The sequence below is a fragment of the Paraburkholderia sp. RL17-347-BIC-D genome, assembly GCF_046027915.1.
In the GTDB taxonomy this organism is placed as follows: Bacteria; Pseudomonadota; Gammaproteobacteria; order Burkholderiales; family Burkholderiaceae; genus Paraburkholderia.
This window is the reverse complement of sequence record NZ_JARESS010000035.1, coordinates 67952-90330: the sequence shown is the minus strand read 5'-3', so window position 1 is coordinate 90330 and position 22379 is coordinate 67952. Positions and strand designations below refer to the sequence as shown.

General features: G+C 63.1%; 22 protein-coding genes and 1 tRNA gene. 11 read left to right on the top strand and 12 right to left on the bottom strand.

The window, feature by feature from the left end; all coding sequences use genetic code 11:
- Positions 1–82: 82 nt before the first annotated feature.
- Together P0D96_RS33855 and P0D96_RS33850 are read right to left on the bottom strand one after the other, a co-directional pair.
- Positions 83–1381 carry a c-type cytochrome gene (locus tag P0D96_RS33855; RefSeq protein ID WP_132373192.1) on the bottom strand — a complete coding sequence of 433 codons (1299 nt, stop codon included), beginning with the start codon at positions 1379–1381 and terminating at the stop codon, positions 83–85.
- 21 nt (positions 1382–1402) lie between these two features.
- The gene (locus P0D96_RS33850; protein ID WP_408287730.1) at positions 1403–2134 is read right to left on the bottom strand and encodes a c-type cytochrome; all 732 of its coding nucleotides are present in this window, start codon (positions 2132–2134) and stop codon (positions 1403–1405) included.
- A 369-nt stretch (positions 2135–2503) separates the two neighbouring features.
- Here P0D96_RS33850 and copC point away from each other — a divergent pair, with 369 nt between their 5' ends.
- Together copC and P0D96_RS33840 are read left to right on the top strand one after the other, a co-directional pair.
- On the top strand, positions 2504–2881 hold the full coding sequence (gene copC, locus P0D96_RS33845; protein WP_408287829.1) for a copper homeostasis periplasmic binding protein CopC: 378 nt from the start codon (positions 2504–2506) through the stop codon (positions 2879–2881).
- A complete protein-coding gene (locus tag P0D96_RS33840) occupies positions 2878–3807 on the top strand; it encodes a CopD family protein (RefSeq protein WP_408317928.1) in 930 nt (309 codons plus the stop codon). The genes copC and P0D96_RS33840 overlap by 4 nt, the downstream gene beginning before the upstream one ends.
- 197 nt (positions 3808–4004) lie before the next feature.
- On the opposite strand, the gene P0D96_RS33835 is transcribed toward P0D96_RS33840, so the two are convergent.
- From P0D96_RS33835 to dgoD, 4 genes are all read right to left on the bottom strand, one after another.
- The gene (locus P0D96_RS33835) at positions 4005–4214 is read right to left on the bottom strand and encodes a YodC family protein (RefSeq protein WP_408181811.1); all 210 of its coding nucleotides are present in this window, start codon (positions 4212–4214) and stop codon (positions 4005–4007) included.
- A 33-nt stretch (positions 4215–4247) separates the two neighbouring features.
- Entirely contained in the window at positions 4248–4550 is a 303-nt protein-coding gene (locus P0D96_RS33830) for a hypothetical protein (protein WP_408181813.1), read from the bottom strand.
- A gap of 250 nt (positions 4551–4800) precedes the next feature.
- Positions 4801–6033 carry an MFS transporter gene (locus P0D96_RS33825; RefSeq protein ID WP_408287826.1) on the bottom strand — a complete coding sequence of 411 codons (1233 nt, stop codon included), beginning with the start codon at positions 6031–6033 and terminating at the stop codon, positions 4801–4803.
- Positions 6034–6204: 171 nt separating this feature from the next.
- The gene (gene dgoD / locus P0D96_RS33820; protein WP_116139217.1) at positions 6205–7353 is read right to left on the bottom strand and encodes a galactonate dehydratase; all 1149 of its coding nucleotides are present in this window, start codon (positions 7351–7353) and stop codon (positions 6205–6207) included.
- Positions 7354–7637: 284 nt separating this feature from the next.
- Between dgoD and P0D96_RS33815 the strand changes: the two genes are divergently transcribed.
- Positions 7638–8315, top strand: a complete 678-nt coding sequence (locus tag P0D96_RS33815; protein ID WP_408181864.1) for a FadR/GntR family transcriptional regulator — start codon at positions 7638–7640, stop codon at positions 8313–8315.
- Between the two features lie 62 nt (positions 8316–8377).
- Here P0D96_RS33815 and P0D96_RS33810 read toward each other — a convergent pair whose 3' ends face one another.
- Positions 8378–9916 carry a DHA2 family efflux MFS transporter permease subunit gene (locus tag P0D96_RS33810; protein WP_408317926.1) on the bottom strand — a complete coding sequence of 513 codons (1539 nt, stop codon included), beginning with the start codon at positions 9914–9916 and terminating at the stop codon, positions 8378–8380.
- Between the two features lie 136 nt (positions 9917–10052).
- On the opposite strand from P0D96_RS33810, the gene P0D96_RS33805 reads away from it, so the two are divergent.
- On the top strand, positions 10053–10496 hold the full coding sequence (locus P0D96_RS33805; protein WP_132373206.1) for a MarR family winged helix-turn-helix transcriptional regulator: 444 nt from the start codon (positions 10053–10055) through the stop codon (positions 10494–10496).
- A 63-nt stretch (positions 10497–10559) separates the two neighbouring features.
- Here the strand turns inward: P0D96_RS33805 and P0D96_RS33800 are convergent, their stop codons facing one another.
- The 5 genes from P0D96_RS33800 to P0D96_RS33780 all read right to left on the bottom strand — a co-directional run bounded on the left by P0D96_RS33800 (position 10560) and on the right by P0D96_RS33780 (position 15380).
- A complete protein-coding gene (locus P0D96_RS33800; RefSeq protein WP_408287717.1) occupies positions 10560–10910 on the bottom strand; it encodes a hypothetical protein in 351 nt (116 codons plus the stop codon).
- 94 nt (positions 10911–11004) lie between these two features.
- A tRNA-Met gene (locus P0D96_RS33795) sits at positions 11005–11081 on the bottom strand.
- Between the two features lie 89 nt (positions 11082–11170).
- Positions 11171–12829 (bottom strand): MFS transporter, encoded by a 1659-nt coding sequence (locus P0D96_RS33790; protein ID WP_132373210.1) that lies wholly within the window; start codon positions 12827–12829, stop codon positions 11171–11173.
- Positions 12830–13046: 217 nt separating this feature from the next.
- Positions 13047–14594 carry a sensor histidine kinase gene (locus tag P0D96_RS33785; RefSeq protein ID WP_408287713.1) on the bottom strand — a complete coding sequence of 516 codons (1548 nt, stop codon included), beginning with the start codon at positions 14592–14594 and terminating at the stop codon, positions 13047–13049.
- A gap of 9 nt (positions 14595–14603) precedes the next feature.
- On the bottom strand, positions 14604–15380 hold the full coding sequence (locus P0D96_RS33780; RefSeq protein ID WP_408181820.1) for a response regulator: 777 nt from the start codon (positions 15378–15380) through the stop codon (positions 14604–14606).
- 245 nt (positions 15381–15625) lie between these two features.
- On the opposite strand from P0D96_RS33780, the gene recA reads away from it, so the two are divergent.
- The 7 genes from recA (at position 15626) to P0D96_RS33745 (ending at position 22098) form a co-directional block, all read left to right on the top strand.
- On the top strand, positions 15626–16702 hold the full coding sequence (gene recA, locus P0D96_RS33775) for a recombinase RecA (RefSeq protein WP_132373216.1): 1077 nt from the start codon (positions 15626–15628) through the stop codon (positions 16700–16702).
- Positions 16703–16709: 7 nt separating this feature from the next.
- Positions 16710–17417, top strand: a complete 708-nt coding sequence (gene recX / locus P0D96_RS33770; RefSeq protein WP_408287709.1) for a recombination regulator RecX — start codon at positions 16710–16712, stop codon at positions 17415–17417.
- Positions 17418–17565: 148 nt separating this feature from the next.
- The gene (locus P0D96_RS33765) at positions 17566–18306 is read left to right on the top strand and encodes a DUF2889 domain-containing protein (protein WP_132373220.1); all 741 of its coding nucleotides are present in this window, start codon (positions 17566–17568) and stop codon (positions 18304–18306) included.
- Positions 18303–19472 carry an ADP-forming succinate--CoA ligase subunit beta gene (sucC, locus tag P0D96_RS33760; protein ID WP_020069250.1) on the top strand — a complete coding sequence of 390 codons (1170 nt, stop codon included), beginning with the start codon at positions 18303–18305 and terminating at the stop codon, positions 19470–19472. The genes P0D96_RS33765 and sucC overlap by 4 nt, the downstream gene beginning before the upstream one ends.
- Positions 19473–19598: 126 nt before the next feature.
- A complete protein-coding gene (gene sucD / locus P0D96_RS33755; RefSeq protein WP_085487621.1) occupies positions 19599–20480 on the top strand; it encodes a succinate--CoA ligase subunit alpha in 882 nt (293 codons plus the stop codon).
- A 145-nt stretch (positions 20481–20625) separates the two neighbouring features.
- On the top strand, positions 20626–21330 hold the full coding sequence (locus P0D96_RS33750; protein ID WP_408287703.1) for a TerC family protein: 705 nt from the start codon (positions 20626–20628) through the stop codon (positions 21328–21330).
- 144 nt (positions 21331–21474) lie between these two features.
- A complete protein-coding gene (locus tag P0D96_RS33745; protein WP_408181823.1) occupies positions 21475–22098 on the top strand; it encodes a pilin in 624 nt (207 codons plus the stop codon).
- The last annotated feature ends 281 nt before the right edge of the window (positions 22099–22379 follow it).

Genomic DNA, 22379 nt, shown 5'->3' with positions numbered 1-22379 from the left:
ACAGCCATGATACCGGTCCTTAAAAAGCCACGGGCGCGGCCGCTAATTTCGCTGGCCGCGCCCCGGATGCTACGAACGCTGCTTAGTCGAGCGGCGCCGAACGCAGATCGGACACTTGCTGCGGTGACACGGCCGTACCGTGGTTGCCCCACGACATACGGATGTACGTCACAACCGCCGCGACTTCCTGATTCGACAGCGCTTGCGCGAACGGCGGCATGCCATACGGATGCGGGTTGCCATCCGTGCTCGGCGGGTAGCCGCCGTTCAGCACCATACGGATCGGGTTGACCGCCGACGGCATCTGAATCGACTGGTTGTTCGCGAGCGGCGGGAAGGACGGCGGCATGCCGAGGCCATTTTCCGCGTGACACTTCGCACAGTTGTCAGCGTAGATCTTCTGACCTTGCTTCAACAGTTCGCCGCCGAACTTTTCCGACGTTTCGAGCTGCAGCGGTTCAGGCGCTTCGCTCTTCTGCGGAATCGTCTTCAGGTACGTGGCCATCGCGTTGATGTCCGCGTCCGACATGTACTGCAGGCTGTTGTGAACCACTTCGGCCATCGGACCGAACACCGCGCCGCGGTTCGACACGCCGGTCTTCAGCAGATCGGCGATGTCTTTGGTTTCCCAGTCGCCGAGGCCGGCTTCCTTGTTCGACGTGAGCGACGGTGCGTACCAGTTCTGCAGCGGGATCAGGCCGCCGGCAAACGCCGCCGAGCTCACCGGGCCGCCCATGGCGTTGATCGACGTGTGGCACATGCCGCAGTGGCCGAGGCCTTCGATCAGGTACGCGCCGCGGTTCCATTCGACCGACTTGGTCGGATCCGGCTTGTACTCGCCTTCACGGAAGAACAGCGTGCGCCAGCCGATCAGCATGTTGCGCTGATTGAACGGGAATTTCAGTTCATGCGGACGGCTCGCCACGTTGACCGGCGTGACCGAACGCAGGTACGCGTAGATCGCGTCCGAGTCGGCGCGCGTGACCTTCGTGTAGCTGGTGAACGGGAAGCCCGGATACAGCAGGCTGCCGTCTTTCGAACGGCCGGTGTGCATGGCGCGGTAGAAGTCGTCCTGCGTCCACTTGCCGATACCGTACTGGTCGTCAGGCGTGATGTTCGGCGTGAACATCGTGCCGAACGGCGTGGCCATGGGCAGACCGCCGGCGAACTGCTTGCCGCCGCGCACCGTGTGGCAGGCGATACAGTCGCCGGCGCGGGCGAGATACTCGCCCTTCTTGATCAGCGCGGCCTGGTCGGCGGGCGTTGCCGCCATGGCCGTGCCGTTATGCAGATGGTCGCCGCCCGACCACAGGACGGGAACGAGTGCGGCGGCCGCAACGACGACGACTGCCGAGAGGGCGAACAAAGACTTGCGTTTCATTTGAGTGTCTCTCCCGGTGCCTTATTGCGGTTCGCTGCCGCAGGCAAGCGGAGTCTTCATCGAGCGGGCCGGAGCCGGCACGGGGTTTTGCGGAGCCTGTTGCGTGGAAAGCCATGAAGCGACGGCGTTCACGTCATCGTCGGTCAGGCGCGTGGCGATGGTGTGCATGCAATCAGGCGCGATGGCATGACGCGAGCCCGAGCGCCATGCGCCGAGCTGGGCGCTGATGTAGTCGGAGTGCAGACCGACCAGACCCGGGATAGCGGGTTCCATACCGGTCAAACTCTTGCCGTGGCAAGCCGCGCAAGCCGGAATCTGCTTCGAGGCGTCGCCGTTCAGCACGATCTGCTGGCCGCGCGCGAGCGTGCTCGACGACACCGTCGGCTTGGCCGGCGGCGGATACGGAGGACGCTGTTGCGAGAAGTACGTGGCGATCTGATGAAGGTAGTCGTCGGAGAGGTACGTGACGAGGTAGTTCATGGGCGGATATTTGCGGCGCCCTTCGCGGAAATTCTGCAGCTGGTTGTAGAGATAGTCGGCCGGCTTGCCCGCCAGGCGCGGGAAGTAGTCGTTGTCGGTACCTTGGCCATGCGAGCCGTGGCAGGCCGTGCAGCCTTGCACGCGCGCTTCCATCGTATCGGGGGCCTTCGGTTGAGTCTGCGCTTTCGCAGCGCTATAAACGCCCGCGGAGCCGATCAGCAGAAGGGCGAGCAACGGGCGGAAAATGCGTCTTGAAGACACGCGTAACTCCATCAAAATCGGGGACCTGACCGAACTTCGAGCGGCTCGGTGTGAAGGGCAGCCGGCGCTGCGGCGACGCAGCATTCTATCATCGAAGGGTGATGGTGACTATTTGGCACATTAGAGAAGGTTCCGGCTGTCACAGCCATGCGACAGTTTGACGCGGACGACAGCTTCGAGCGACTCGCCTGTTATCCCGAATTTGTCTGCGCGATCAACGGCGCAAGCCTCGGGCCCGGCCGATCTATCCATAAACCAGGTTGAACCGACGCCCGCGCGAACCATCGAAGCGTACACTTCCGGGCGCGCCGGGCTTTGTCCGGTCTCGTTGTGCCCGGTCCGACGCCCACCGTTTTCCTGATCATCCGCTATCGGCCCTACATGAAGCTACTTAATTTTTCCCGTCCGGCGTTGCGAGCCTCGATGCTCGGCGCCGCGGCGCTGCTTGCGACGTCCACGGTTTTCGCCCATGCGCATCTGACCTCGAGCGAGCCGGCGGCCAACGCCGAAGTCAGCGCGCCCACCGAAGTGACGATCCATTTCACCGAGCCGCTCGAGCCGGCTTTCAGCAGGATCGCGCTTGCCGACACGAGCGGCAAGGCGGCCGCACCGGCCGAGTCGCAGGTCGATAAGGATGACGCCAAGGTCATGCATCTGCCGCTGCCGTCGTTGAATGCCGGCCGCTATGCGGTGCACTGGATCGCGGTAGCCACGGACGGCCACCGTACCCAAGGCGACTTTGCGTTTATCGTCAAATGAGCATCGACGGACTCTGGATCGGGCAGGTCGCCATGGCCGCGCTCATGAACGTCGCGTTTGCGTTTGCCGTCGGTTCGGCGTTGCTCGGCGCGTGGCTCGCGAAGGACGCCCAGCAGAAGATCTCGCCCGCGCGTCCCGCGTGGTTGCGCGCGCAACGCTCGATGCTGACGGCCACCGTCGTGCTGGTACTCGCGGATCTCGGCTGGCTGCTGTATCAGGCGGCGTCGATGAGCGGTGTCGCGTTGCCGGCCGCCATTGGCGTAGTGCCGACCGTGCTGACGCAAACCCATGTCGGTTACGGTTGGAGCGTTGCGTTTGCCGGCGCGCTCGTGCTGCTCGGCACAGCGATGGCCAGTCATACGGGCATGCTGCGCAACGCGCTGCTTTGGCTCGCGGTGATCGCGATCGCCGCGGGCAAGGCGTCGCTGGGTCACGCCGCCGATGCCGGGCCGGCCTCGGCCGCGATCGCCATGCAAACGCTGCATGTGCTCGTCACCAGCGTGTGGGGCGGTCTGGCGATGGCGGCGGGGCTCGCGGTCCTGCCGGCGCTCGGCACCTCGACCGCGCGCGGCATGTTGATCCGCACGGCGACTCAGGTGTCGAACGTGTCGGTGGTGGCGGTTGCGCTCGTGCTGCTCTCCGGCATCTTCAACGCGATACGGGGTTCGGGCGGCTCGTTCGAGGCGATCGAACTCAGCACGTGGGGTCATGTGCTGACGCTGAAGCTTGCGCTGGTCGCGCTCGCGCTCGTGCTCGGCGGACTCAACCGCTTTTTGGCGCTGCCGCGCCTGCGCCGCACGGCCTCGACGATGGATGCTCACACCTTCGTCAACGTGCTGTATCTCGAAGCGCTGGCGATGATCGGCGTGTTCGTCGCAGCGGCCGCGTTGTCGCATAGCGTACCGGCGTTCGCGGCGCTCGGTTGATGCCGTGGCGCGAGGTCATGCGCAAGGCGAGCTGCGTGATCGACGGCGACTGAACCGCAACCGCGTCGGCATGAGTTCAGCTCTGCAACGTGCCGCAACCGCCACGTCAACCACATAAAAAAGCGCCGCACAGCAAAAGCGTGCGGCGCAATACACACGGTCGCCTGGCGGTGGCCAGCAATCCGTTACTACTCTTTTCAGGCGGCGAGTGCGTGGCTCGCCCGCTCTAGTGTCTCCTCCGGAAACATCTCCTGCTGCAACTCGCCGGCTTCGCTGAACCACTGGCAGATCAGCCAGTTGCCCGGCGCGAATAGCACCGGCCCGCTCCAGATGACGGTCATCGGGCGGCCGCCTGACTTGAGTTTCAGGACGTCGCCCGCGCGAAACGCGGGTTGCGCCCGCCTCATGAGCCGCTCGGCCAGCCGCATGTGAGCCTCCGCTTATTCGAGGCCGAGCCGGTGTCCGAGGATCGGCGCGCAAAAGAGCGCGATGGCGCAGCCCGCAGCTTTGCCTTCGAGTTCGGCGCCCGCGGCGCGCGCGCCGTACATATGCGTGAGGAGATCGAACAGTTGCGGCAGGCAGTACACCACCGCGGCGCCGATGAGGCATTTCTCGACGACCGAGATGCGCCAGCCGCGTTCGAATGCGAGCGCCGCGCCGAGGATGCGCAGCACGCCGAACACCACCAACGCACCAACGGCGGCTTGTTCGCGGAGCAGATAGTCTGGAAGGAACTCGCCCATATTTTCCCCGATGCATTTGTCGTTTGAATGCATTTCAGCAAGGAGCGGGCCATGAGTCTGTCTGATGCCGAACAAACGGCTTGAAAGCCTTTCTGGATGAGGCTTTGCGAGGAATGCTACGCAGCAGGGAAGAGCCTGGAAAACGCCTGTTTCGGTCCATTTGGTCCGGGATGTTGCGTTACTGCGACGGCCCGCGCGCCACGTCACCGTGACGCGCGGGCCGCACCGCGAAGCGCGGGATAACGCCGCTTTAACGAATCCGTTCGATCTTGCCCACGAGGAACAGATACGACAGTGCGCCGACCACGCCGACGCAGCTCATGAACACCAGCGCGGGCCGGAAATCGTTGTTCCTGACGATCAAGCCGATCACCACCGGTACGCAGATCGACGACAGGTTGCCCATCAGGTTGAACATGCCGCCGGTGAGGCCGAGCAGTTCCTTCTTCGCCATCGACGACACCAGCACCCATGTGATCGACGAAAAACCGCTGCCGAAGAACGCGATCGCCATGAAGAGGATCACCATCGCGGGCGACTCGACATAGTTTGCGCCGACGATCGCCGTGGACAGCAGCAGGCCCGTCACGATCGGCACCTTGCGCGCGAGCGTGGCCGACACGCCGCGCCGGATCATCCAGTCCGACAACAGGCCCGAACCCAGAATGCCCACGAAGGCAGCGAGAAACGGCACGGCCGCCATGAAGCCGGCTTTCAGAAAGTCCATGTGCCGGTACTTGACAAGGTAGGTGGGAAACCAGGTGAGGAAGAACCACAGCGTCGAGGTCACCGCGATCTGCCCGATATAGACGCCCCACAGCTTGCGATTGCCGAGCACCGCGCGCCAGTCGGCGGCGCTGTAGCGCGCGCGGGGACGACGTGTGTCGCCGAGTTCGACGAGTCCGCCGCCTGCACGGATCGTTTCGAGTTCGGCTTCGTTGACGTCCTTAGCCTCGGACGGTTCACGGTACAGCGCGTACCAAACCAGCGCCCACGCCACGCCGATCGCTCCGGTCAGAAAGAACACGCCTTGCCAACCGAAATGCTGTTGCGTGAGAACCAGCGCCGGCGTCAGAAACGCGAGCCCGACATACTGGCCGGACGTATAGCTGGCAATCGCGCGAGCCCGTTCGCTATCCGGAAACCAGGTCGTGACGATACGGTTCAGCGTGGGATAGGCGGGCGCCTCCAGCGCCCCGAGCAGCACGCGCAGCGAAAGCAGCATCGCGAACGCGCTGGCGAATCCTTGCAGAATGGTCGCCAGCGACCACAGTCCGATGATCAGCGCCAGCAGAAGCCGCGGCCGCGTGCGATCGACCAGCATGCCGCCGGGAATTTGCAGCAGTGCGTATGACCAGCCGAACGCGGAAAACACCAGTCCCATTTGGGTCGAATCGAGTTGCAGATCCTGCGCGATCGCGGTGGCGGCGATCGACAGATTGCTGCGGTCCAGATACGTGATGACGACGGTGATGAACAGCATCGCAAGGAGGCGGTGGCGCTTGGCCGTCGCTTGCGTCTGGATGTGGGTTGTCTCCACTCAGGTTGTCCTCTTGTTGGTTTTTCTGCCGGCGCCACGGGCCGCGGAACACGCAAACATGAACGTCGACGCAAAAACAAAAACGCCGCCCATGGGCGGCGTTCCTTCACGCAATTACCATTCGGCGACGCTGCCGTCCTCGTGGCGCCACACCGGATTGCGCCAGCGATGGCCGACCTTCGCCATCTCCCGCACCTTCTCTTCGTTGACCTCGATGCCGAGGCCCGGACCTTGCGGAATCGACACGAAGCCGTCTTCGTATTTGAAGACTTCCGGATTCCTGATGTAGTCGAGCAGATCGTTGCCCTGGTTGTAGTGGATGCCGAGACTCTGTTCCTGGATGAACGCGTTGTAGCTCACCGCGTCGATCTGCAGGCAGGTGGCCAGCGCGATCGGGCCGAGCGGGCAATGCAGCGCGAGCGCGACGTCGTAGGCTTCCGCCATCGACGCGATCTTGCGGCACTCGGTAATGCCGCCCGCGTGCGACGCATCCGGCTGAATGATGTCGACGTAACCACCCGACAGAATGTGCTTGAAGTCCCAGCGCGAATACAGGCGCTCGCCCAGCGCGATCGGCGTGTTGGTCTGGTTGACGATGTCGCGCAGCGCCTCGGCGTTCTCCGACAGCACCGGCTCTTCGATGAAGAGCAGCTTGTACGGGTCGAGTTCTTTCGCCAGCACCTTGGCCATCGGCTTGTGCACGCGGCCGTGGAAGTCCACGCCAATGCCGATGTTCGGTCCGACCGCCTCGCGCACGGCCGCGACGTTGTTGATAACGCCTTGCACTTTGTCGAAGGTGTCGATGATCTGCAGTTCTTCCGAGCCGTTCATCTTCACGGCCTTAAAGCCGCGCTCGACCACGGCGCGCGCGTTGTTGGCGACGTCGCTCGGACGGTCGCCGCCGATCCACGAATACACCTTGATCTTGTCGCGCACCTGGCCGCCGAGCAGCGCATGAACCGGCACGCCATGATGCTTGCCCTTGATGTCCCACAGCGCCTGGTCGACACCGGCGATCGCGCTCATCGTGATCGGGCCGCCGCGATAGAAGCCCGACCGATACATCACTTGCCAATGGTCTTCGATCAGAAGCGGGTCTTTGCCGATCAGATAGTCGGACAGCTCCTCCACCGCGGCCGCCACCGTGTGCGCACGGCCTTCGACCACCGGCTCGCCCCAGCCGACGATGCCTTCGTCGGTTTCGATTTTCAGGAAGCACCAGCGCGGCGGAACGATGAAGGTTTCGAGCTTGGTGATTTTCATGGTGTACGTCTCCTTTGTCGGCCGGAGTTAGCGCTTTAGCGCTTACTCCGGCCCCATGCAAAGCATCGGCCTTGGGCGTCTGCGAAATATTCCGGGGATTCACATGCTACAACAAAGCGCGTTTAAGTACTATTAATAGTATTATTGGCCATATAGTGGCAAGACCGGCGTCTCGGCATGGTGTTGTCGAAGCAGTGATCTCAAGGTTGAGATACCGGATAATCGCGCTCGTTCCGGCCTCGGTTCCAATATCGATAGCGCCGCAAGGCCGCTAGGAGAAAGCTATTCAGCACGATCTGCATGGGCGTGTCGCCCATCTGCTGGCGACCGCGATTCTGCGCGGCGACTATGCGCCCGATTCCATCCTGCCGCGCGAAGCGGAGTTGATGGAGACGTTCGGCGTGAGCCGCACGGTGTTGCGGGAGGCTTTGCGTACGCTGACTTCGAAAGGCTTGATCGAATCGCGTCCGCGCGTGGGCACGCGCGTGCGTCCGAAACGCGCGTGGAATCTGCTCGATGTCGACGTGCTCGACTGGTACTCGCGGGTCGCCGAGCCAATGACGTTCGCGCTCAAGCTGCAGGAAATGCGCGAGATGATCGAGCCGTACGCCGCGAGTCTGGCGGCTGCCTCGCACACGGACGACACGTTCTACGCACTCGCCGCGGCCCATGCGGCGATGGTGGCGGCGCGCAATGTCGACGAATGGGTGCGTGCCGATCTGCAGTTTCATTTGAGCGTGCTGACCGCGTGCAGCAATGAATTGCTGATTCCGCTCGGCACGCTGATCGAGCGCACGCTCGAAGCGCAACTGCGTCTGAACGCGAAACGCGCGGACGTGTTCAATGCGTCGCTGGCCGAGCATACGGCGGTGTTCGAAGCGATTCGCGATCGCGACGCGGCTGCGGCGCGTGCGGCGATGGCGGGGCTGTTGGGTGTGACGCGCGGGCGAATCGAGGCTTAGGCGTGGGCGTCGCGGCGGCGCTCGGCGACGATCCGGTTCAGCGCCGCGTCAGCCGTCGCGCTTCAATCCATCGCGGCGTGCGCCACGGACGTATCCGCCGCCTTGTGTGCAGGGCGGATCAACAGCAGTAGCGGAATAACCAGCAGCGTCGCCATGAACATCAGCTTGAAGTCGTTCAGATAGGCGATCATCGACGCCTGCTGAGTGATCGACACGTTCAATGCGGCCATGTCGTAGTTCGATCCGCTATTGAGCATCGGCTGGATAGCGGGATTGAAGGGCGTGATATTCGCCGCGAGGTCCGCATGCGAGACTTGCGTGTTGCGCGTCATCAGCGTCTGCACGATCGAAATCCCGATACTGCTGCCGATATTGCGCATCAGGCTGTATGTCGCGGTGCCGTCCGCGCGCAGTTCCGGCGTGAGCGTCGAGAAGGTCAGCGCGCTCAGCGGCACGAACACGAGACCGAGTCCGAAGCCCTGAATCACCCCAGGCCAGACGATGTCCGATGCCGACAGCACGATCGTGTAATGCATCATCTGCCACAGCGCGAACGCCGAGATCAGGAAGCCCGCGAGCAGCAGGAGCCGCGCGTCGATCCGCCTCAGCAGGCGCCCGGCGATCAGCATCGCGACCATCGTGCCCGCGCCGCTCGGCGCGGTGACGAGGCCGGTGGTCGCGACCGGATAATTCATCAGGTTTTGCAGCATGGGCGGAAGCAACGCGCGCGTCGCATACATCACCGCGCCGATCACGAAGATGAAAAACGTCCCCGTGGCGAAGTTCGGGTCCTTCAGCAACTCGTATTTGAAGAACGATTTCTTGCCGACGGTGGCCGTGTGCACGAGGAAAAACGCGAAGCTGATGGCCGCAAGCAGCGCCTCGATGACGATTTCGTTCGAGCCGAACCAGTCGAGTTGCTCGCCGCGATCGAGCATGGCCTGCAATGCGCCGATGGCGAGACCAAGCGTGGCGAAGCCGAACGCGTCGAACTTCGCGTCGTGTTTCGGCTCGCGCGAAGGCAGGAAGGTCGCCACGCCGAACAGCGCGAACGCGCCGATCGGCACGTTGATGAAAAACACCCAGCGCCAGTTGTAGCTGTCGGTGAGCCAGCCGCCGAGCGTCGGCCCGAGAATCGGCCCGACCATCACGCCCATGCCCCATACCGCCATGGCCTGGCCCTGCTTCTCGCGCGGGTTGATGTCGAGCAGGATGGATTGCGACAGCGGCACCAGCGACGCGCCGAAAATCCCTTGCAGCAAACGCGACGCGACGATTTGCGTGAGCGTCTCCGACAAACCGCACAGCGCCGACGACACCGTGAAGCCACCGATCGCGAAGATCAGCAGGCGCTTGACGCTCAGCCGGTCGGACAGCCAGCCGGTGAGCGGCGTGGCGATCGCGGCGGCGACGATGTACGAGGTCAGCACCCACGTGATCTCATCCTGCGACGCGGACAGCGTGCCCTGCATATGCGGCAGGGCCACGTTGGCGATCGTGCTGTCGAGCGTCTGGATCAACGTCGCCAGCATGATCGAGATGGTGATCATCGGGCGGTTGAGCGGCGCGGCGGCGCTGGCCGCCGGGTTGTCGGAAGACATGAATGAGCGGGGTCGTCGATATAGTAAGCATGCTTAGTATATCGGTTGCGCGCGTGTCTGCCATCGGGAATTATGCGGAGCGTGAATTGCGCCCGTTTCAACCCTGAAAAACGAAAGCCTTTCGTATAATCCGCGCATGAAAACCCAACTCGATGAGCGCTTCGGCTTTCTGATTTCCGACGTCGGCCGCCTGACGGGCAAGCGTTTCGACGACCTCGCGAAGTCTTCAGTCGATCTGACGCGCGCGCAGTGCCGCGTGCTGGCCTACCTCGCGCATTACGGCGACACCAATCAGGCGCGGCTCGCGGACCTGCTCGAAGTCGCGCCGATTTCGGCGGGTCGTCTGCTCGACCGGATGGAAGAGGGCGGCTGGATCGAGCGGACTGCCAATCCGCAGGACCGCCGCGAACGCCAGGTGCACATGACGCCGAAGGCCGAGCGCACGCTCGGCAAGGCGCGCAAAGTCGGCGACGAAGTCGCGCTCGAAGCGCTGAACGGCTTTACTGAAGAGGAAGCGAAGCAGTTGATCGCGTTGTTGCAACGCGTACGGGGCAATCTGAGCCGGCTGGTGGATCGGTGATAGCCGGCGTGCGATTGGGTTAAGTGGGGCGTTGACGGCGCGCTTCCGCACGCCGCGTGGCGACTACTTCGACTCGGGCGTCCCCGACGCTCCCGACGGCGGCACCAACTCGAAACATGCAGGCGGCGCGACAGATGTTCTCGTTTTCGCGTCGGGCTGCTGCGGGTCGATACATTTGAAGGCGCTCTGATCGCGCTGGACGAAAATCGTGTCGGCCGGGCCCGCGCTGCCATGGGCGCTATTCACGACGGCGACGATTTTGTAGCCGTCCTGCAAGAGCGTGGACAGCGTGGTCGCGCTCGCGCGCCACTGGCTGTCGGGCGGTGTCTGAGCCTGAGCGGCGAGTGCGGCGGTGCCGCTGAGAAACGCGATGGAAGCGGTGGCCACGGCAAGCGTGGCGGTGCGGAACGTCATCAAGAAACCTCCTTGAAGTTGCTGTAGTTGCAGTTCGGAAAGCCAAAACAAAAAAGCCGCTGAACCTTGCGGATCAGCGGCTTTTTCTTGCAACTGGTGGCGAATCAGGGACTCGAACCCCGGACCTGCGGATTATGATTCCGTCGCTCTAACCAACTGAGCTAATTCGCCGAAAGAAGCGAGATTATGCGGATGGCGCCGGAGGCTGTCAACCCCCGGCGTACAACTTTTTCAAGAAGCTGTTCCGGTCATCAGACGTTTCAGTCCTTCGCGTAGATGTCCGAGTCTTTGGTTTCCCGGACGAACAGCATGCCGATCACGAAGGTAATGAGCGCGATCACGATCGGATACCACAGTCCCGAAAAGATATTGCCCTTCGCCGCCACGATCGCGAAGGCGGTGGCCGGCAGGAACCCGCCGAACCAGCCATTGCCGATGTGATACGGCAGCGACATCGAGGTGTAGCGGATGCGCGTCGGGAACATCTCCACCAGCATCGCCGCGATCGGTCCGTAGACCATCGTCACGTAGATCATCATGATCGTCAGGATCACCACGGTCATTGGCCAGTTGATCTGCGAGGGATCGGCCTTCGGCGAATAGCCCGCGGTCTTCAGCGTCGTCGCGAGGGTCTTGTCGAACGCTTTGCCTTGATCCTTGGCGTCGGCGGCCTTGCCGTCATACGTGTTGATCACCGTATCGCCGACCTTGATCTCCGCCAGCGTGCCCGCCGGCGCGGCGACGTTCTCGTAGTTCAAGCCGGCCTTCGAGAGCGCGCTCTTGGCGATGTCGCAGGAACTCGTGAACTTCGAGGTGCCGACCGGGTTGAACTGGAACGAGCACTCGTCCGGGTTCGCGATCACGACGATCGGTGCCTTCGCGGTCGCGGTTTCCAGCGCCGGGTTGGTGTAGTGCGCCAGCGCCTTGAACAGCGGGAAGTACGTGCACGCGGCGATCAGCAGGCCGGCCATGATGATCGGCTTGCGGCCGATACGATCCGACAGCGAGCCGAAGAACAGGAAGAACGGCGTGCCGATCAGGAGCGCGATCGCGATCATGATATTGGCGCTGCTGCCGTCCACCTTCAGCGTCTGCGTCAGGAAGAACAGCGTGTAGAACTGGCCCGTGTACCAGACCACGGCCTGGCCGGCGGTGAGGCCGATCAGCGCGAGAATCACGATCTTCAGGTTCTTCCACTGGCCGAAGGCTTCGGTCAGCGGCGCCTTGGAGGTCTTGCCTTCGGCCTTGATGCGCTCGAACACCGGCGATTCATGCAGTTGCAGACGAATCCACACCGACACGCCCAGCAGGATGATCGAGGCGATGAACGGAATGCGCCAGCCCCAGGCGCCGAACGCGTCTTCACCCATTGCCGTACGCACGCCGAGAATCACCAGCAGCGACAGGAACAGGCCGAGCGTGGCGGTTGTCTGGATCCAGGCCGTGTAGAAGCCGCGGCGTCCCGGCGGCGCATGTTCGGCCACGTAGGTGGCGGCGCCGCCGTACTCGCCGCCGAGCGCGAGGCCTTGCAGCATGCGCATCGCGATGAAGATCACCGGCGAAGCAAAGCCGATCGCCGCGTAGCCCGGCAGAAAACCGACGAGGAACGTCGACAGGCCCATGATCACGATCGTCACGAGGAACGTGTACTTGCGCCCGACCATATCGCCGAGGCGCCCGAACACGATCGCGCCGAACGGCCGGACCGCGAAGCCGGCCGCGAAGCTGAGCAGCGTGAAGATGAACGCGGCAGTCGGATTGACGCCGGAGAAGAAGCTCTTACTGATGAAGGCCGCCAGCGAGCCGGCCAGATAGAAGTCGTACCACTCGAAAACCGTACCCAGCGACGATGCGAAGATCACCCGCTTCTCTTCGCGCGTCATCGGCACGTGCGAGATTTGCCCGCCAACGGTAGCCATATGTCGTCTCCAATATTGATATGCACGCGGTTCGCCGGTAACGGCGTTCCCGTGGAACCGATTATTGGAGTGGAAACTTACGGCGTACTGACGTGGCGGGGTGAAATTGCAGCCTGGCGTGTGTTGCAGGTTTTTGGCCAACACGCGGCGATCTGGCCTCAAGACCGGCTAATTTGCTCTCAAGTAATCTCAATATCGAGATGGCAGATTTGCGCGTTCAAGTCACGTTAGGGTAAGTCCCGGCCCGTTCGTGCACGTGCAAGCTTACGCGTACGAGCGTGCCGGCAAGCCGCGGCGAGGTTTGGTAGACGTTGTCGTCGATCGTCAGCTCGCCGCCGTGCATGGTCGCGATCTCGCGGACGATCGCGAGTCCGAGGCCGCTGCCGTCGCCTTCACGGCCGAGAATCCGGTAGAAGCGCTCAATCACCCGCGAACGCTCGGCGACCGGAATGCCGAGGCCGGTATCCTCGACTTCCAGATACACGAGCCGCGCCGGCGCGTCATGCCTGACCCTGACGGTGATGCGCCCGCCCGGCGGCGTATAGCGGATGGCGTTGTCGATCAGATTCGACAGCATTTCGCGCAACATGACCGGATTGCCGTCCACTTCGACGGGCTCCTCGGGCGCTTCGTAGCCCAGATCCATCTGCTTGGCGAGCGCGGCCTGAACCCAATCGCGCACGGCGTGGCGCGCGACTTCGGTCACCTCGACCGGCGTGAAAATCTGCCCCGACATGCGATTCTCAGCGCGCGCCAGCGCCAGCAGTTGCGTGACGAGCCGCGCGGCCTGCTCCGAGCTGGTGGCGATCTGCTCCAGCGAGCGATGCACTTCCGCGGAGGCGTCCTGGCGCAGCGCCAGTTCGGCCTGGGTGCGCAGGCCGGCCAGCGGCGTTTTCATCTGATGCGCGGCATCGGCGATAAAACGCTTTTGCAGCTCCATGTTCTGTTCGAGGCGCGTCAGCAGATCGTTGAACGAGGTGACGAGCGGCTCGATTTCCGGCGGCGCGCGGCGTGCCTCGAGCGGCGACAGGTCGTCCGGGCGGCGCGCGCGGATATGCGCCTGCAGCGCGTGCAGTGGCGCGAGGCCGCGCGAGAGCCCGAACCACACCAGCAGGATCGCGAGCGGCAGGATCACGAACTGCGGCAGGATCACGCCTTTGATGATGTCGTTGGCGAGCTGGCTGCGCTTGTCGAGCGTTTCGGCGACCTGCACCAGCACAGGCTGCGCGCCGGGCGTCTGCGGAAACTCGACGGTCGTATAGGCGACGCGGATATCGTTGCCGCGCAGCACGTCGTCACGAAATTCGACGAGCCCCGGCTGCGGCCGGTCTTCCTCATGCGGCAGCGGCATGTCGCGCTCGCCGCCCACCAGTTCGCCGCGCGTGCCGAGCACCTGATAGAACACGCTGTCCACATTGTCCGCGCGCAGAAAGTCGCGCGTGGAGTCGGGCAGCGTCAGTTCCGCCACGCCATTGACCGGATGAATCTGGCGCGCGAGCACGTACGCGTCGGTTTCCAGCGCGCGGTCGAACGGGCCGTTTGCAATCGACTTGGCGACCAGATACGTGACAGCGAGGCTCATCGGCCAAAGCAGCAGCAGCGGCGCCAGCATCCAGTCGAGGATCTCGCCGAATAGCGAGCGCGGGCGCGCCTCGGCGGCAGCTTCGGTTTCGTCGGGCGGGGCGAACGGATTGGCGTAGCGCTCGTCGCGCGCCTCGTCGAGGTCCGCCGCGTGCGCCGTAGCGCGGTCTGCGCGCGCGGACATGGGCGTCCTCTATTTGTAGTGATGGCTCGCCGGCATCGCGCCGGACGGCGGCGAGGAGGGCGGCTCGGGCTCGGCGGGCGGGGGCGTCGTCATGGCGTTCGCGCTCGTGCTCGCCGGCGACGCCGCTTTCTCGAGGCAGTAGCCAAGACCGCGCACGGTGATGATGCGCACGCCGCTCGGTTCGATTTTCTTGCGCAGGCGGTGCACGTAGACCTCGATTGCGTTGTTGCTGACTTCTTCACCCCATTCGCACAGGTGGTCGACGAGTTGTTCCTTGGAGACAAGGCGGCCGATCCGTTGCAGCAGCACTTCGAGCAAACCCAGTTCGCGCGCCGACAGATCGATCACCTGCTCGTTGACATAGGCGATCCGGCCGACCTGGTCGAACGACAGCGAACCATGCCGTACGACCGTCGGGCCGCCGCCCGCGCCGCGCCGCGTCAGGGCGCGCACGCGTGCTTCGAGTTCGTTCAGCGCGAAGGGCTTGGCCATGTAATCGTCGGCGCCGAGATCGAGACCCTTGACACGTTCGTCGACGCTGTCCGCGGCGGTCAGGATCAGCACCGGCAGGTTGGAATTGCGCGCGCGCAGGCGGCGCAGCACCTCGAGGCCGGACATGCGCGGCAGGCCCAGATCGAGAATCAGCAGGTCGAAAGTTTGCATCGACAGCGCGGTGTCGGCCTCGACGCCGGTCTTCACATGATCGACGGCATAGGCCGATTGGCGGAGTGATCGAACCAGACCGTCCGCGAGTATGCTGTCGTCTTCGGCAATCAGAATTCGCATGGTGCGCAAGCCTGGCCTTGCCGGCGCCGCGGGGTGTCCCCCGGCGCACAGCGGTCTCCGAAAATTATTGTGGGTAGTTGGGCAGCGCGACAGTAAAAATGCGCGTTCGCATGAGAATCGTGCTTGCCAAAACTACTGTTTTTTTATACAGTGTCTGGGTTTCGTGTGCTGTCCTTCACGAGTAGGTTGAAACTCGGGGCTGCACATCCGCCTCAGACGCCGTTCATCATAGCAAAGGACGATTCATGGAAGAAAGCAAGAAAGGCTCGGCTGGACTGACTGCTGAAAAGAGCAAGGCACTCGCTGCCGCACTCGCGCAGATCGAAAAGCAGTTCGGCAAAGGGTCGGTCATGCGGCTCGGCGCAGGTGAGGCGGTCGAAGATATCCAGGTGGTCTCAACCGGATCGCTCGGCCTCGACATCGCGTTGGGCGTCGGCGGTTTGCCGCGTGGCCGGGTGGTCGAAATTTATGGCCCGGAGTCGTCCGGTAAAACCACGCTGACGTTGCAGGTCGTCGCCGAAATGCAGAAGCTCGGTGGCACGGCGGCGTTTATCGACGCGGAACACGCGCTGGACATCCAGTACGCGGGCAAGCTCGGCGTGAACGTGAACGACCTGCTGGTTTCGCAGCCGGACACCGGCGAACAGGCGCTCGAAATCGCCGACGCGCTGGTGCGTTCGGGCTCGATCGACATGATCGTGATCGACTCGGTCGCGGCACTCGTGCCGAAGGCTGAAATCGAAGGCGAAATGGGCGACTCGCTGCCGGGTCTGCAAGCGCGTCTTATGTCGCAGGCGCTGCGCAAGCTCACCGGCACGATCAAGCGCACGAACTGCCTCGTGATCTTCATCAACCAGATCCGTATGAAGATCGGCGTGATGTTCGGCAACCCGGAAACCACCACGGGCGGTAACGCGCTGAAGTTCTACGCGTCGGTGCGTCTGGACATTCGCCGTATCGGTTCGATCAAGAAGAACGACGAAGTGATCGGCAACGAAACGCGCGTGAAGGTGGTGAAGAACAAGGTTGCTCCACCATTCCGCGAAGCGATTTTCGACATCCTGTACGGCGAAGGTATTTCGCGTCAGGGCGAAGTCATCGACCTGGGCGTGCAGGCCAAGATCGTCGACAAGGCCGGCGCATGGTACAGCTACAGCGGCGAACGTATCGGTCAGGGCAAGGACAACGCGCGTGAATTCCTGCGCGAAAATCCGGATATCGCTCGCGAGATCGAAAACCGTATCCGTGAATCGCTGGGCGTGAATGCCATGGCTGAAGCCGTGACCGGCGCAGGCGCTGAAGTCGCGGACGAAGAAGAGTAACCATCACGTGATACGCAAGGGCCGGCCGTTGTCCGATTCCGGACACCACGCGGACGGCCCGCGTGATGAAGACGACGAGTCGTTCGATCCATTCGAATCGTTCGACGCACATGACCGCGCTGCGGGCCGCAATCCGCAGCGCGCGCAGTTTGAATCCTCCCCGCCCGTAGGCTCGGATCCCTCCGAAACCACCTACACTCGCTCGCGTCGCGTCCCAGGCGAAGCGAAACCCGGGCAAGACGAAGCCAAAAAATCCCAACGTCCGGCACGGTCGCTAAAAGGCCGCGCGCTCGGCTATCTGTCCCGCCGTGAATACAGCCGCACCGAACTGGCGCGCAAGCTGAAGCCGTTCGTCGAGGAAACCGACTCGCTCGACACCTTGCTCGACGCACTCGAAGCCGAAAACTGGCTGTCCGATTCGCGTTTCGCCGAAAGTCTGATTCATCGGCGCTCGTCGCGATTGGGCGCGAGCCGGATCGTCGGCGAATTGAAGCAGCATTCGGTCGACCAGACGCTCGTCGAAGAAGCCAGCGCGCAATTGCGCGAAACGGAACTGGCTCGTGCGCTCGCCGTCTGGCAAAAGAAATTCGGCCGGCTTCCCGAAACGCCCGCCGAACGGGCGAAGCAGACGCGCTTTCTGGCCTCGCGCGGATTTTCGGGGGCCACGATCGGCAAAATCCTTAAGGGAATCGACGAAGACTGGGCCGGCGAGTAAGCGCGGCGGCTTTATTGGCGCGCAAGCCCTTTAAGACAGCGACTTCCGCGCTCAGCCGCCTGCGGCGCGGCCGTGCGCAATCGGACCTGTCCCAAATACCCAGTATGCTAAAATTCGTGGGTTTTCCAATCCGGCCTTTCCTTCCCGCATGCCGCTCTCCCCGCCAGTGTCCCGTCAGTTGCGCCATCGTCGCGCAATCAGAGCGGAAGCCTATGAGCGAGCCGATGGCCTGTGGGATGTGGAAGCGTGCTTGACCGACGAAAAACCGCGCGATGTGGTGCTTGCGTCGGGCGTCCGGCCCAATGGTCAGCCGATCCATGAACTCTGGCTTCGCATCACCATCGATCGCAAGCTCAATGTCGTCGACGCCGAGGCGTCGTCCGACTGGGTGCCCTATCCTGGTTTGTGCCAAGTCAGCAATCCCGCCTACCGTGCCCTCATCGGGCTCAATCTCCGCCAAAACTTCCGTCGCGAGTCTGCCCGTTTGCTGGGCGGCACGGCGGGTTGCACGCATCTCACCGAGCTGTGCGCGATCCTGCCGACCGCCGCGATTCAGGCATTCGCCGGCGAAGTGTGGAACACCGGTGACGGCGCGTCGGGCGCGAACGCAGGTTCAGGAGACGGATCGTCTAACAGCACAGGTGAGCATTCCAACGATAAACCGCCATTCCAGCTGGGACGCTGCCACGCGCTGCGTTTCGACGGCGAGGCGGTGCAGCAGTTTTATCCGCGCTGGTATGGCCGCGCTCCGTATACAGCGGATCGCGCGGCATCGTCAGGCGACGGGGCAGTCCGCCAGACAGGCGAGGGCGGCAACGCGTCCGGCATGAACGACGGCAGCGGAAACGAAGTTCAATCCAACTCTCAGACTGAAGGGAATCACGCATGAAGATTCACGAGTACCAGGGTAAGGAAATCCTGCGGAAATTCGGCGTCGCGGTACCGCGCGGCAAGCCGGTCTTCTCGGTGGATGATGCGGTCAAGGCCGCGGAAGAGCTCGGCGGCCCGGTATGGGTCGTGAAGGCTCAGATCCACGCGGGTGGCCGTGGCAAGGGCGGCGGCGTGAAGGTTGCCAAGTCGCTGGAACAGGTTCGTGAGTACTCGAACCAGATCCTCGGCATGCAGCTCGTCACGCACCAGACCGGCCCGGAAGGCCAGAAGGTGAATCGTCTGCTGATCGAAGAAGGCGCTGACATCAAGAAGGAACTGTATGTCGGCCTCGTGATCGATCGCGTGTCGCAGAAGATCGTCGTGATGGCATCGAGCGAAGGCGGCATGGACGTCGAAGAAGTCGCGGAAAAGACGCCCGAGCTGATCCACAAGGTTGCAGTCGACCCGTCGACCGGCCTGAAGGACGCCGAAGCTGACGACCTCGCGAAGAAAATCGGCGTGCCCGACGCATCGATCCCGCAAGCGCGCGCGATCCTGCAAGGCCTGTACAAGGCATTCTGGGAAACCGACGCATCGCTGGCCGAAATCAACCCGCTGATCCTGACCGGCGACGGCAAGGTCATCGCACTCGACGCCAAGTTCAACTTCGATTCGAACGCACTGTTCCGTCACCCGGAAATCGTCGCGTATCGCGATCTGGACGAAGAAGATCCGGCTGAAGTCGAAGCCTCGAAGTTCGACCTTGCGTACATCTCGCTCGACGGCAACATCGGCTGCCTCGTGAACGGCGCTGGCCTCGCAATGGCAACGATGGACACCATCAAGCTGTTCGGCGGCGAACCGGCGAACTTCCTGGACGTGGGCGGTGGCGCCACGACCGAGAAGGTCACGGAAGCGTTCAAGATCATGCTGAAGAACCCGAACCTGACTGCGATTCTGGTCAACATTTTCGGTGGCATCATGCGCTGCGACGTGATCGCGGAAGGCGTGATCGCGGCGTCGAAGGCCGTCTCGCTGAAGGTGCCGCTCGTGGTCCGCATGAAGGGCACGAACGAAGACCTCGGCAAGAAGATGCTCGCTGAATCCGGCCTGCCGATCATCGCGGCGGACAGCATGGAAGAAGCGGCTCAGAAGGTCGTCGCGGCTGCTTCGGGCAAGGCGTAAGCCGAGTCCGCGGGGCTTTTGCCAGAATTAACCAGGATTACGAATGGCGGCGCGTGAGCGACGCGGGCGGAGAACATCCCGCCGCGCGGCGCAACAGCGCGACGCCAAACGAACAGAGGTCAATACATGTCGATTCTGATTAACAAAGACACCAAGGTCATCACGCAGGGCATCACCGGCAAGACCGGTCAGTTCCACACGCGTGCTTGCCGTGAATATGCAAACGGCCGTGAAGCGTACGTTGCAGGCGTGAATCCGAAGCGGGCCGGCGAAGATTTCGAAGGCATTCCCATCTACGCTAGCGTCGCAGAAGCCAAGGCTGAAACGGGCGCGACCGTGTCGGTGATTTACGTTCCGCCGGCAGGCGCTGCTGCTGCGATCTGGGAAGCGGTCGAAGCCGATCTGGACCTGGCGATCTGTATCACGGAAGGCATTCCTGTCCGTGACATGATCGAGCTCAAGGCTCGTATGCGTGCCGAAAACCGCAAGACGCTGCTGCTCGGACCGAACTGCCCGGGCACGATCACGCCGGACGAACTGAAGATCGGCATCATGCCGGGTCACATCCACCGCAAGGGCCGCATCGGCGTCGTGTCGCGTTCGGGCACGCTGACGTACGAAGCAGTCGGCCAATTGACGGCGATCGGCCTCGGCCAGTCGTCGGCAGTCGGTATCGGCGGCGACCCGATCAACGGTCTGAAGCACATTGACGTGATGAAGATGTTCAACGACGATCCGGAAACGGACGCCGTCATCATGATCGGCGAGATCGGTGGTCCGGACGAAGCGAACGCTGCTGAGTGGATCAAGGGCAACATGAAGAAGCCGGTGGTCGGCTTCATCGCTGGCGTCACGGCGCCTCCGGGCAAGCGCATGGGCCACGCCGGCGCGCTGATCTCGGGCGGCGCTGACACCGCTGAAGCGAAGCTGGAAATCATGGACGCTTGCGGCATCAAGGTCACGAAGAACCCGTCGGAAATGGCGCGTCTTCTGAAGGCAATGCTGTAAATCGAAATTCGCGCGCTGTCACGGCGCGTTTTTTGATACGCTTACGAAGCCCTTTCGTGAGCGTGCGGTTCTAAAAGCGGGGGAGTGTAGACTCCTCCGCTTTTTTTATTGGCCGCGCGTCGGATTTCTTCTTATTCTTTCAATCATGCTCGAGTTCTTCGCCACGCTCCATTGGGGCGCCGTCATTCAGATTATTGTCATCGACATTCTGCTGGGTGGCGACAATGCCGTCGTGATCGCGCTGGCCTGCCGCAATTTGCCGCCGTCCCAACGCACGAAGGGCGTGCTGTGGGGGACGGTGGGCGCCATCGTGCTGCGCGTGGCGTTGATTGCGTTCGCGGTCGCGCTGCTCGATGTGCCGTTGCTGAAATTCGCAGGCGGCCTGCTGCTGCTGTGGATCGGCGTGCGTCTGATGGCGCCGGCGCACGACCCGCATGAGAACATCAAGCCGGCCGACAAGCTGATGTCGGCGATCAAGACCATCATCGTCGCGGACGCGGTGATGAGCCTCGACAACGTGATCGCGATCGCGGGCGCGGCTGAGGCCGCCGATCCCGAGCACCGTCTCGCGCTGGTGATTTTCGGCCTCTTGGTGAGCATTCCGCTGATCGTGTGGGGCAGCCAGTTGGTTCTCAAGTTGCTCGACCGCTTTCCGATCGTCATTACGCTCGGCGCCGCGCTGCTGGGCTGGATCGCAGGCGGCCTGATCATCAACGACCCGGCCGGCGACCGTTGGCCGATCCTCGATTCGGCGTGGGCCGAATACGGCATGAGCATCGCGGGCGCGTTGTTCGTGGTGGTACTCGGTTACCTGCTCAAGCGCCGCAACGCCCATCGCGCGGCGGCTTGAGACAGGAGCCGCCGCCGGCTTGAATCGAACCGCGCTGCAGCGTTAGCCGTTCGGCTGACTGTCTGACGCGAACGCCGCTGGCTACGATTGAAACGCCTGTTCCCGATCCGTGGGGCAGGCGTTTTTCGTTTCAGGAGCCTGCCGATGATCGTCACTTTGCCTTATTCCCCTTACTCCCAATCCTCACTGTCCACGCGCTCAAGAGTGTGCCGAGCGGGCTGGTCCGCGCGGTTCGCGCGCGCCTGCCGACGCCTTGGCTTCGGTTTCACGCTGATTGAACTGATGATCGTGCTGGCGATCGTCGGCGTGATCGCCGCGTATGCGATTCCCGCGTATCAGGACTATCTGGCTCGCAGCCGCGTCGGCGAAGGGCTGTCGCTGGCGGCGTCCGCGCGGCTGGCCGTGTCCGAAAACGCCGCGAGCGGCAACGCGTTCAGCGGTGGTTATGCGTCGCCGCCCGCCACCCGCAACGTCGAGTCCATTCGAGTCGACGACGACACCGGCCAGATCACCGTCGCCTTCTCGACGCGCGTCGCGCCCGCGGGTTCGAACACGCTCACGCTCGTGCCATCGGTGCCTGACAACGTGGATGCGCCGACTGCGCGCATCGCGTTGAGCAAGGGCGGGGTGCAGGCGGGCGCGCTTACGTGGGAATGTTTCGCGGGCGGCAAGGCGGCGTCCTCGCTGCCGGCGCCAGGCGCCGGGCCGGCACCCGCCGATGCGCCCACGTTGCCGTCGAATCTCGCCCCACCGGAGTGCCGTTCATGAACGACTGCGACATGAGCGCGCGATGAGCGCGAGAGTGGGGTGGCGTCGCAGCCATCCGCACGTAAAAGGCTGATTTTCGGGATATTTCAGCCCGGCCGGCGCACAGCGGGAGAATTTTTTTGTATAGTGCGCCGGTTGGTGCGACACGCATGCTCGTGTCCGGGTAGCCCCAACGTAAGGGGCATCGACTAGCGGCAAAGGAGGCGTCGGTATGAGCCTAACCGGTCGCGAAGATATCACGTGGAGCATCGGGAAGGGGCGTGAGTCCTTCGACGCAACTG

Coding starts and splice junctions, on each gene's coding strand:
- P0D96_RS33790 (WP_132373210.1), bottom strand. CDS start 12,829: ATGGCTACCGTTGGCGGGCAAATCTCGCACGTGCCGATGACGCGCGAA.
- sucC (WP_020069250.1), top strand. CDS start 18,303: ATGAAGATTCACGAGTACCAGGGTAAGGAAATCCTGCGGAAATTCGGC.
- copC (WP_408287829.1), top strand. CDS start 2,504: ATGAAGCTACTTAATTTTTCCCGTCCGGCGTTGCGAGCCTCGATGCTC.
- P0D96_RS33780 (WP_408181820.1), bottom strand. CDS start 15,380: ATGCGAATTCTGATTGCCGAAGACGACAGCATACTCGCGGACGGTCTG.
- P0D96_RS33750 (WP_408287703.1), top strand. CDS start 20,626: ATGCTCGAGTTCTTCGCCACGCTCCATTGGGGCGCCGTCATTCAGATT.
- P0D96_RS33830 (WP_408181813.1), bottom strand. CDS start 4,550: ATGGGCGAGTTCCTTCCAGACTATCTGCTCCGCGAACAAGCCGCCGTT.
- P0D96_RS33800 (WP_408287717.1), bottom strand. CDS start 10,910: ATGACGTTCCGCACCGCCACGCTTGCCGTGGCCACCGCTTCCATCGCG.
- P0D96_RS33805 (WP_132373206.1), top strand. CDS start 10,053: ATGAAAACCCAACTCGATGAGCGCTTCGGCTTTCTGATTTCCGACGTC.
- P0D96_RS33850 (WP_408287730.1), bottom strand. CDS start 2,134: ATGGAGTTACGCGTGTCTTCAAGACGCATTTTCCGCCCGTTGCTCGCC.
- P0D96_RS33840 (WP_408317928.1), top strand. CDS start 2,878: ATGAGCATCGACGGACTCTGGATCGGGCAGGTCGCCATGGCCGCGCTC.
- sucD (WP_085487621.1), top strand. CDS start 19,599: ATGTCGATTCTGATTAACAAAGACACCAAGGTCATCACGCAGGGCATC.
- P0D96_RS33825 (WP_408287826.1), bottom strand. CDS start 6,033: ATGCTGTTCATCACCGTCGTCATCACGTATCTGGACCGCAGCAATCTG.
- P0D96_RS33785 (WP_408287713.1), bottom strand. CDS start 14,594: ATGTCCGCGCGCGCAGACCGCGCTACGGCGCACGCGGCGGACCTCGAC.
- P0D96_RS33835 (WP_408181811.1), bottom strand. CDS start 4,214: ATGAGGCGGGCGCAACCCGCGTTTCGCGCGGGCGACGTCCTGAAACTC.
- P0D96_RS33855 (WP_132373192.1), bottom strand. CDS start 1,381: ATGAAACGCAAGTCTTTGTTCGCCCTCTCGGCAGTCGTCGTCGTTGCG.
- dgoD (WP_116139217.1), bottom strand. CDS start 7,353: ATGAAAATCACCAAGCTCGAAACCTTCATCGTTCCGCCGCGCTGGTGC.
- P0D96_RS33745 (WP_408181823.1), top strand. CDS start 21,475: ATGATCGTCACTTTGCCTTATTCCCCTTACTCCCAATCCTCACTGTCC.
- recA (WP_132373216.1), top strand. CDS start 15,626: ATGGAAGAAAGCAAGAAAGGCTCGGCTGGACTGACTGCTGAAAAGAGC.
- P0D96_RS33765 (WP_132373220.1), top strand. CDS start 17,566: ATGCCGCTCTCCCCGCCAGTGTCCCGTCAGTTGCGCCATCGTCGCGCA.
- P0D96_RS33810 (WP_408317926.1), bottom strand. CDS start 9,916: ATGTCTTCCGACAACCCGGCGGCCAGCGCCGCCGCGCCGCTCAACCGC.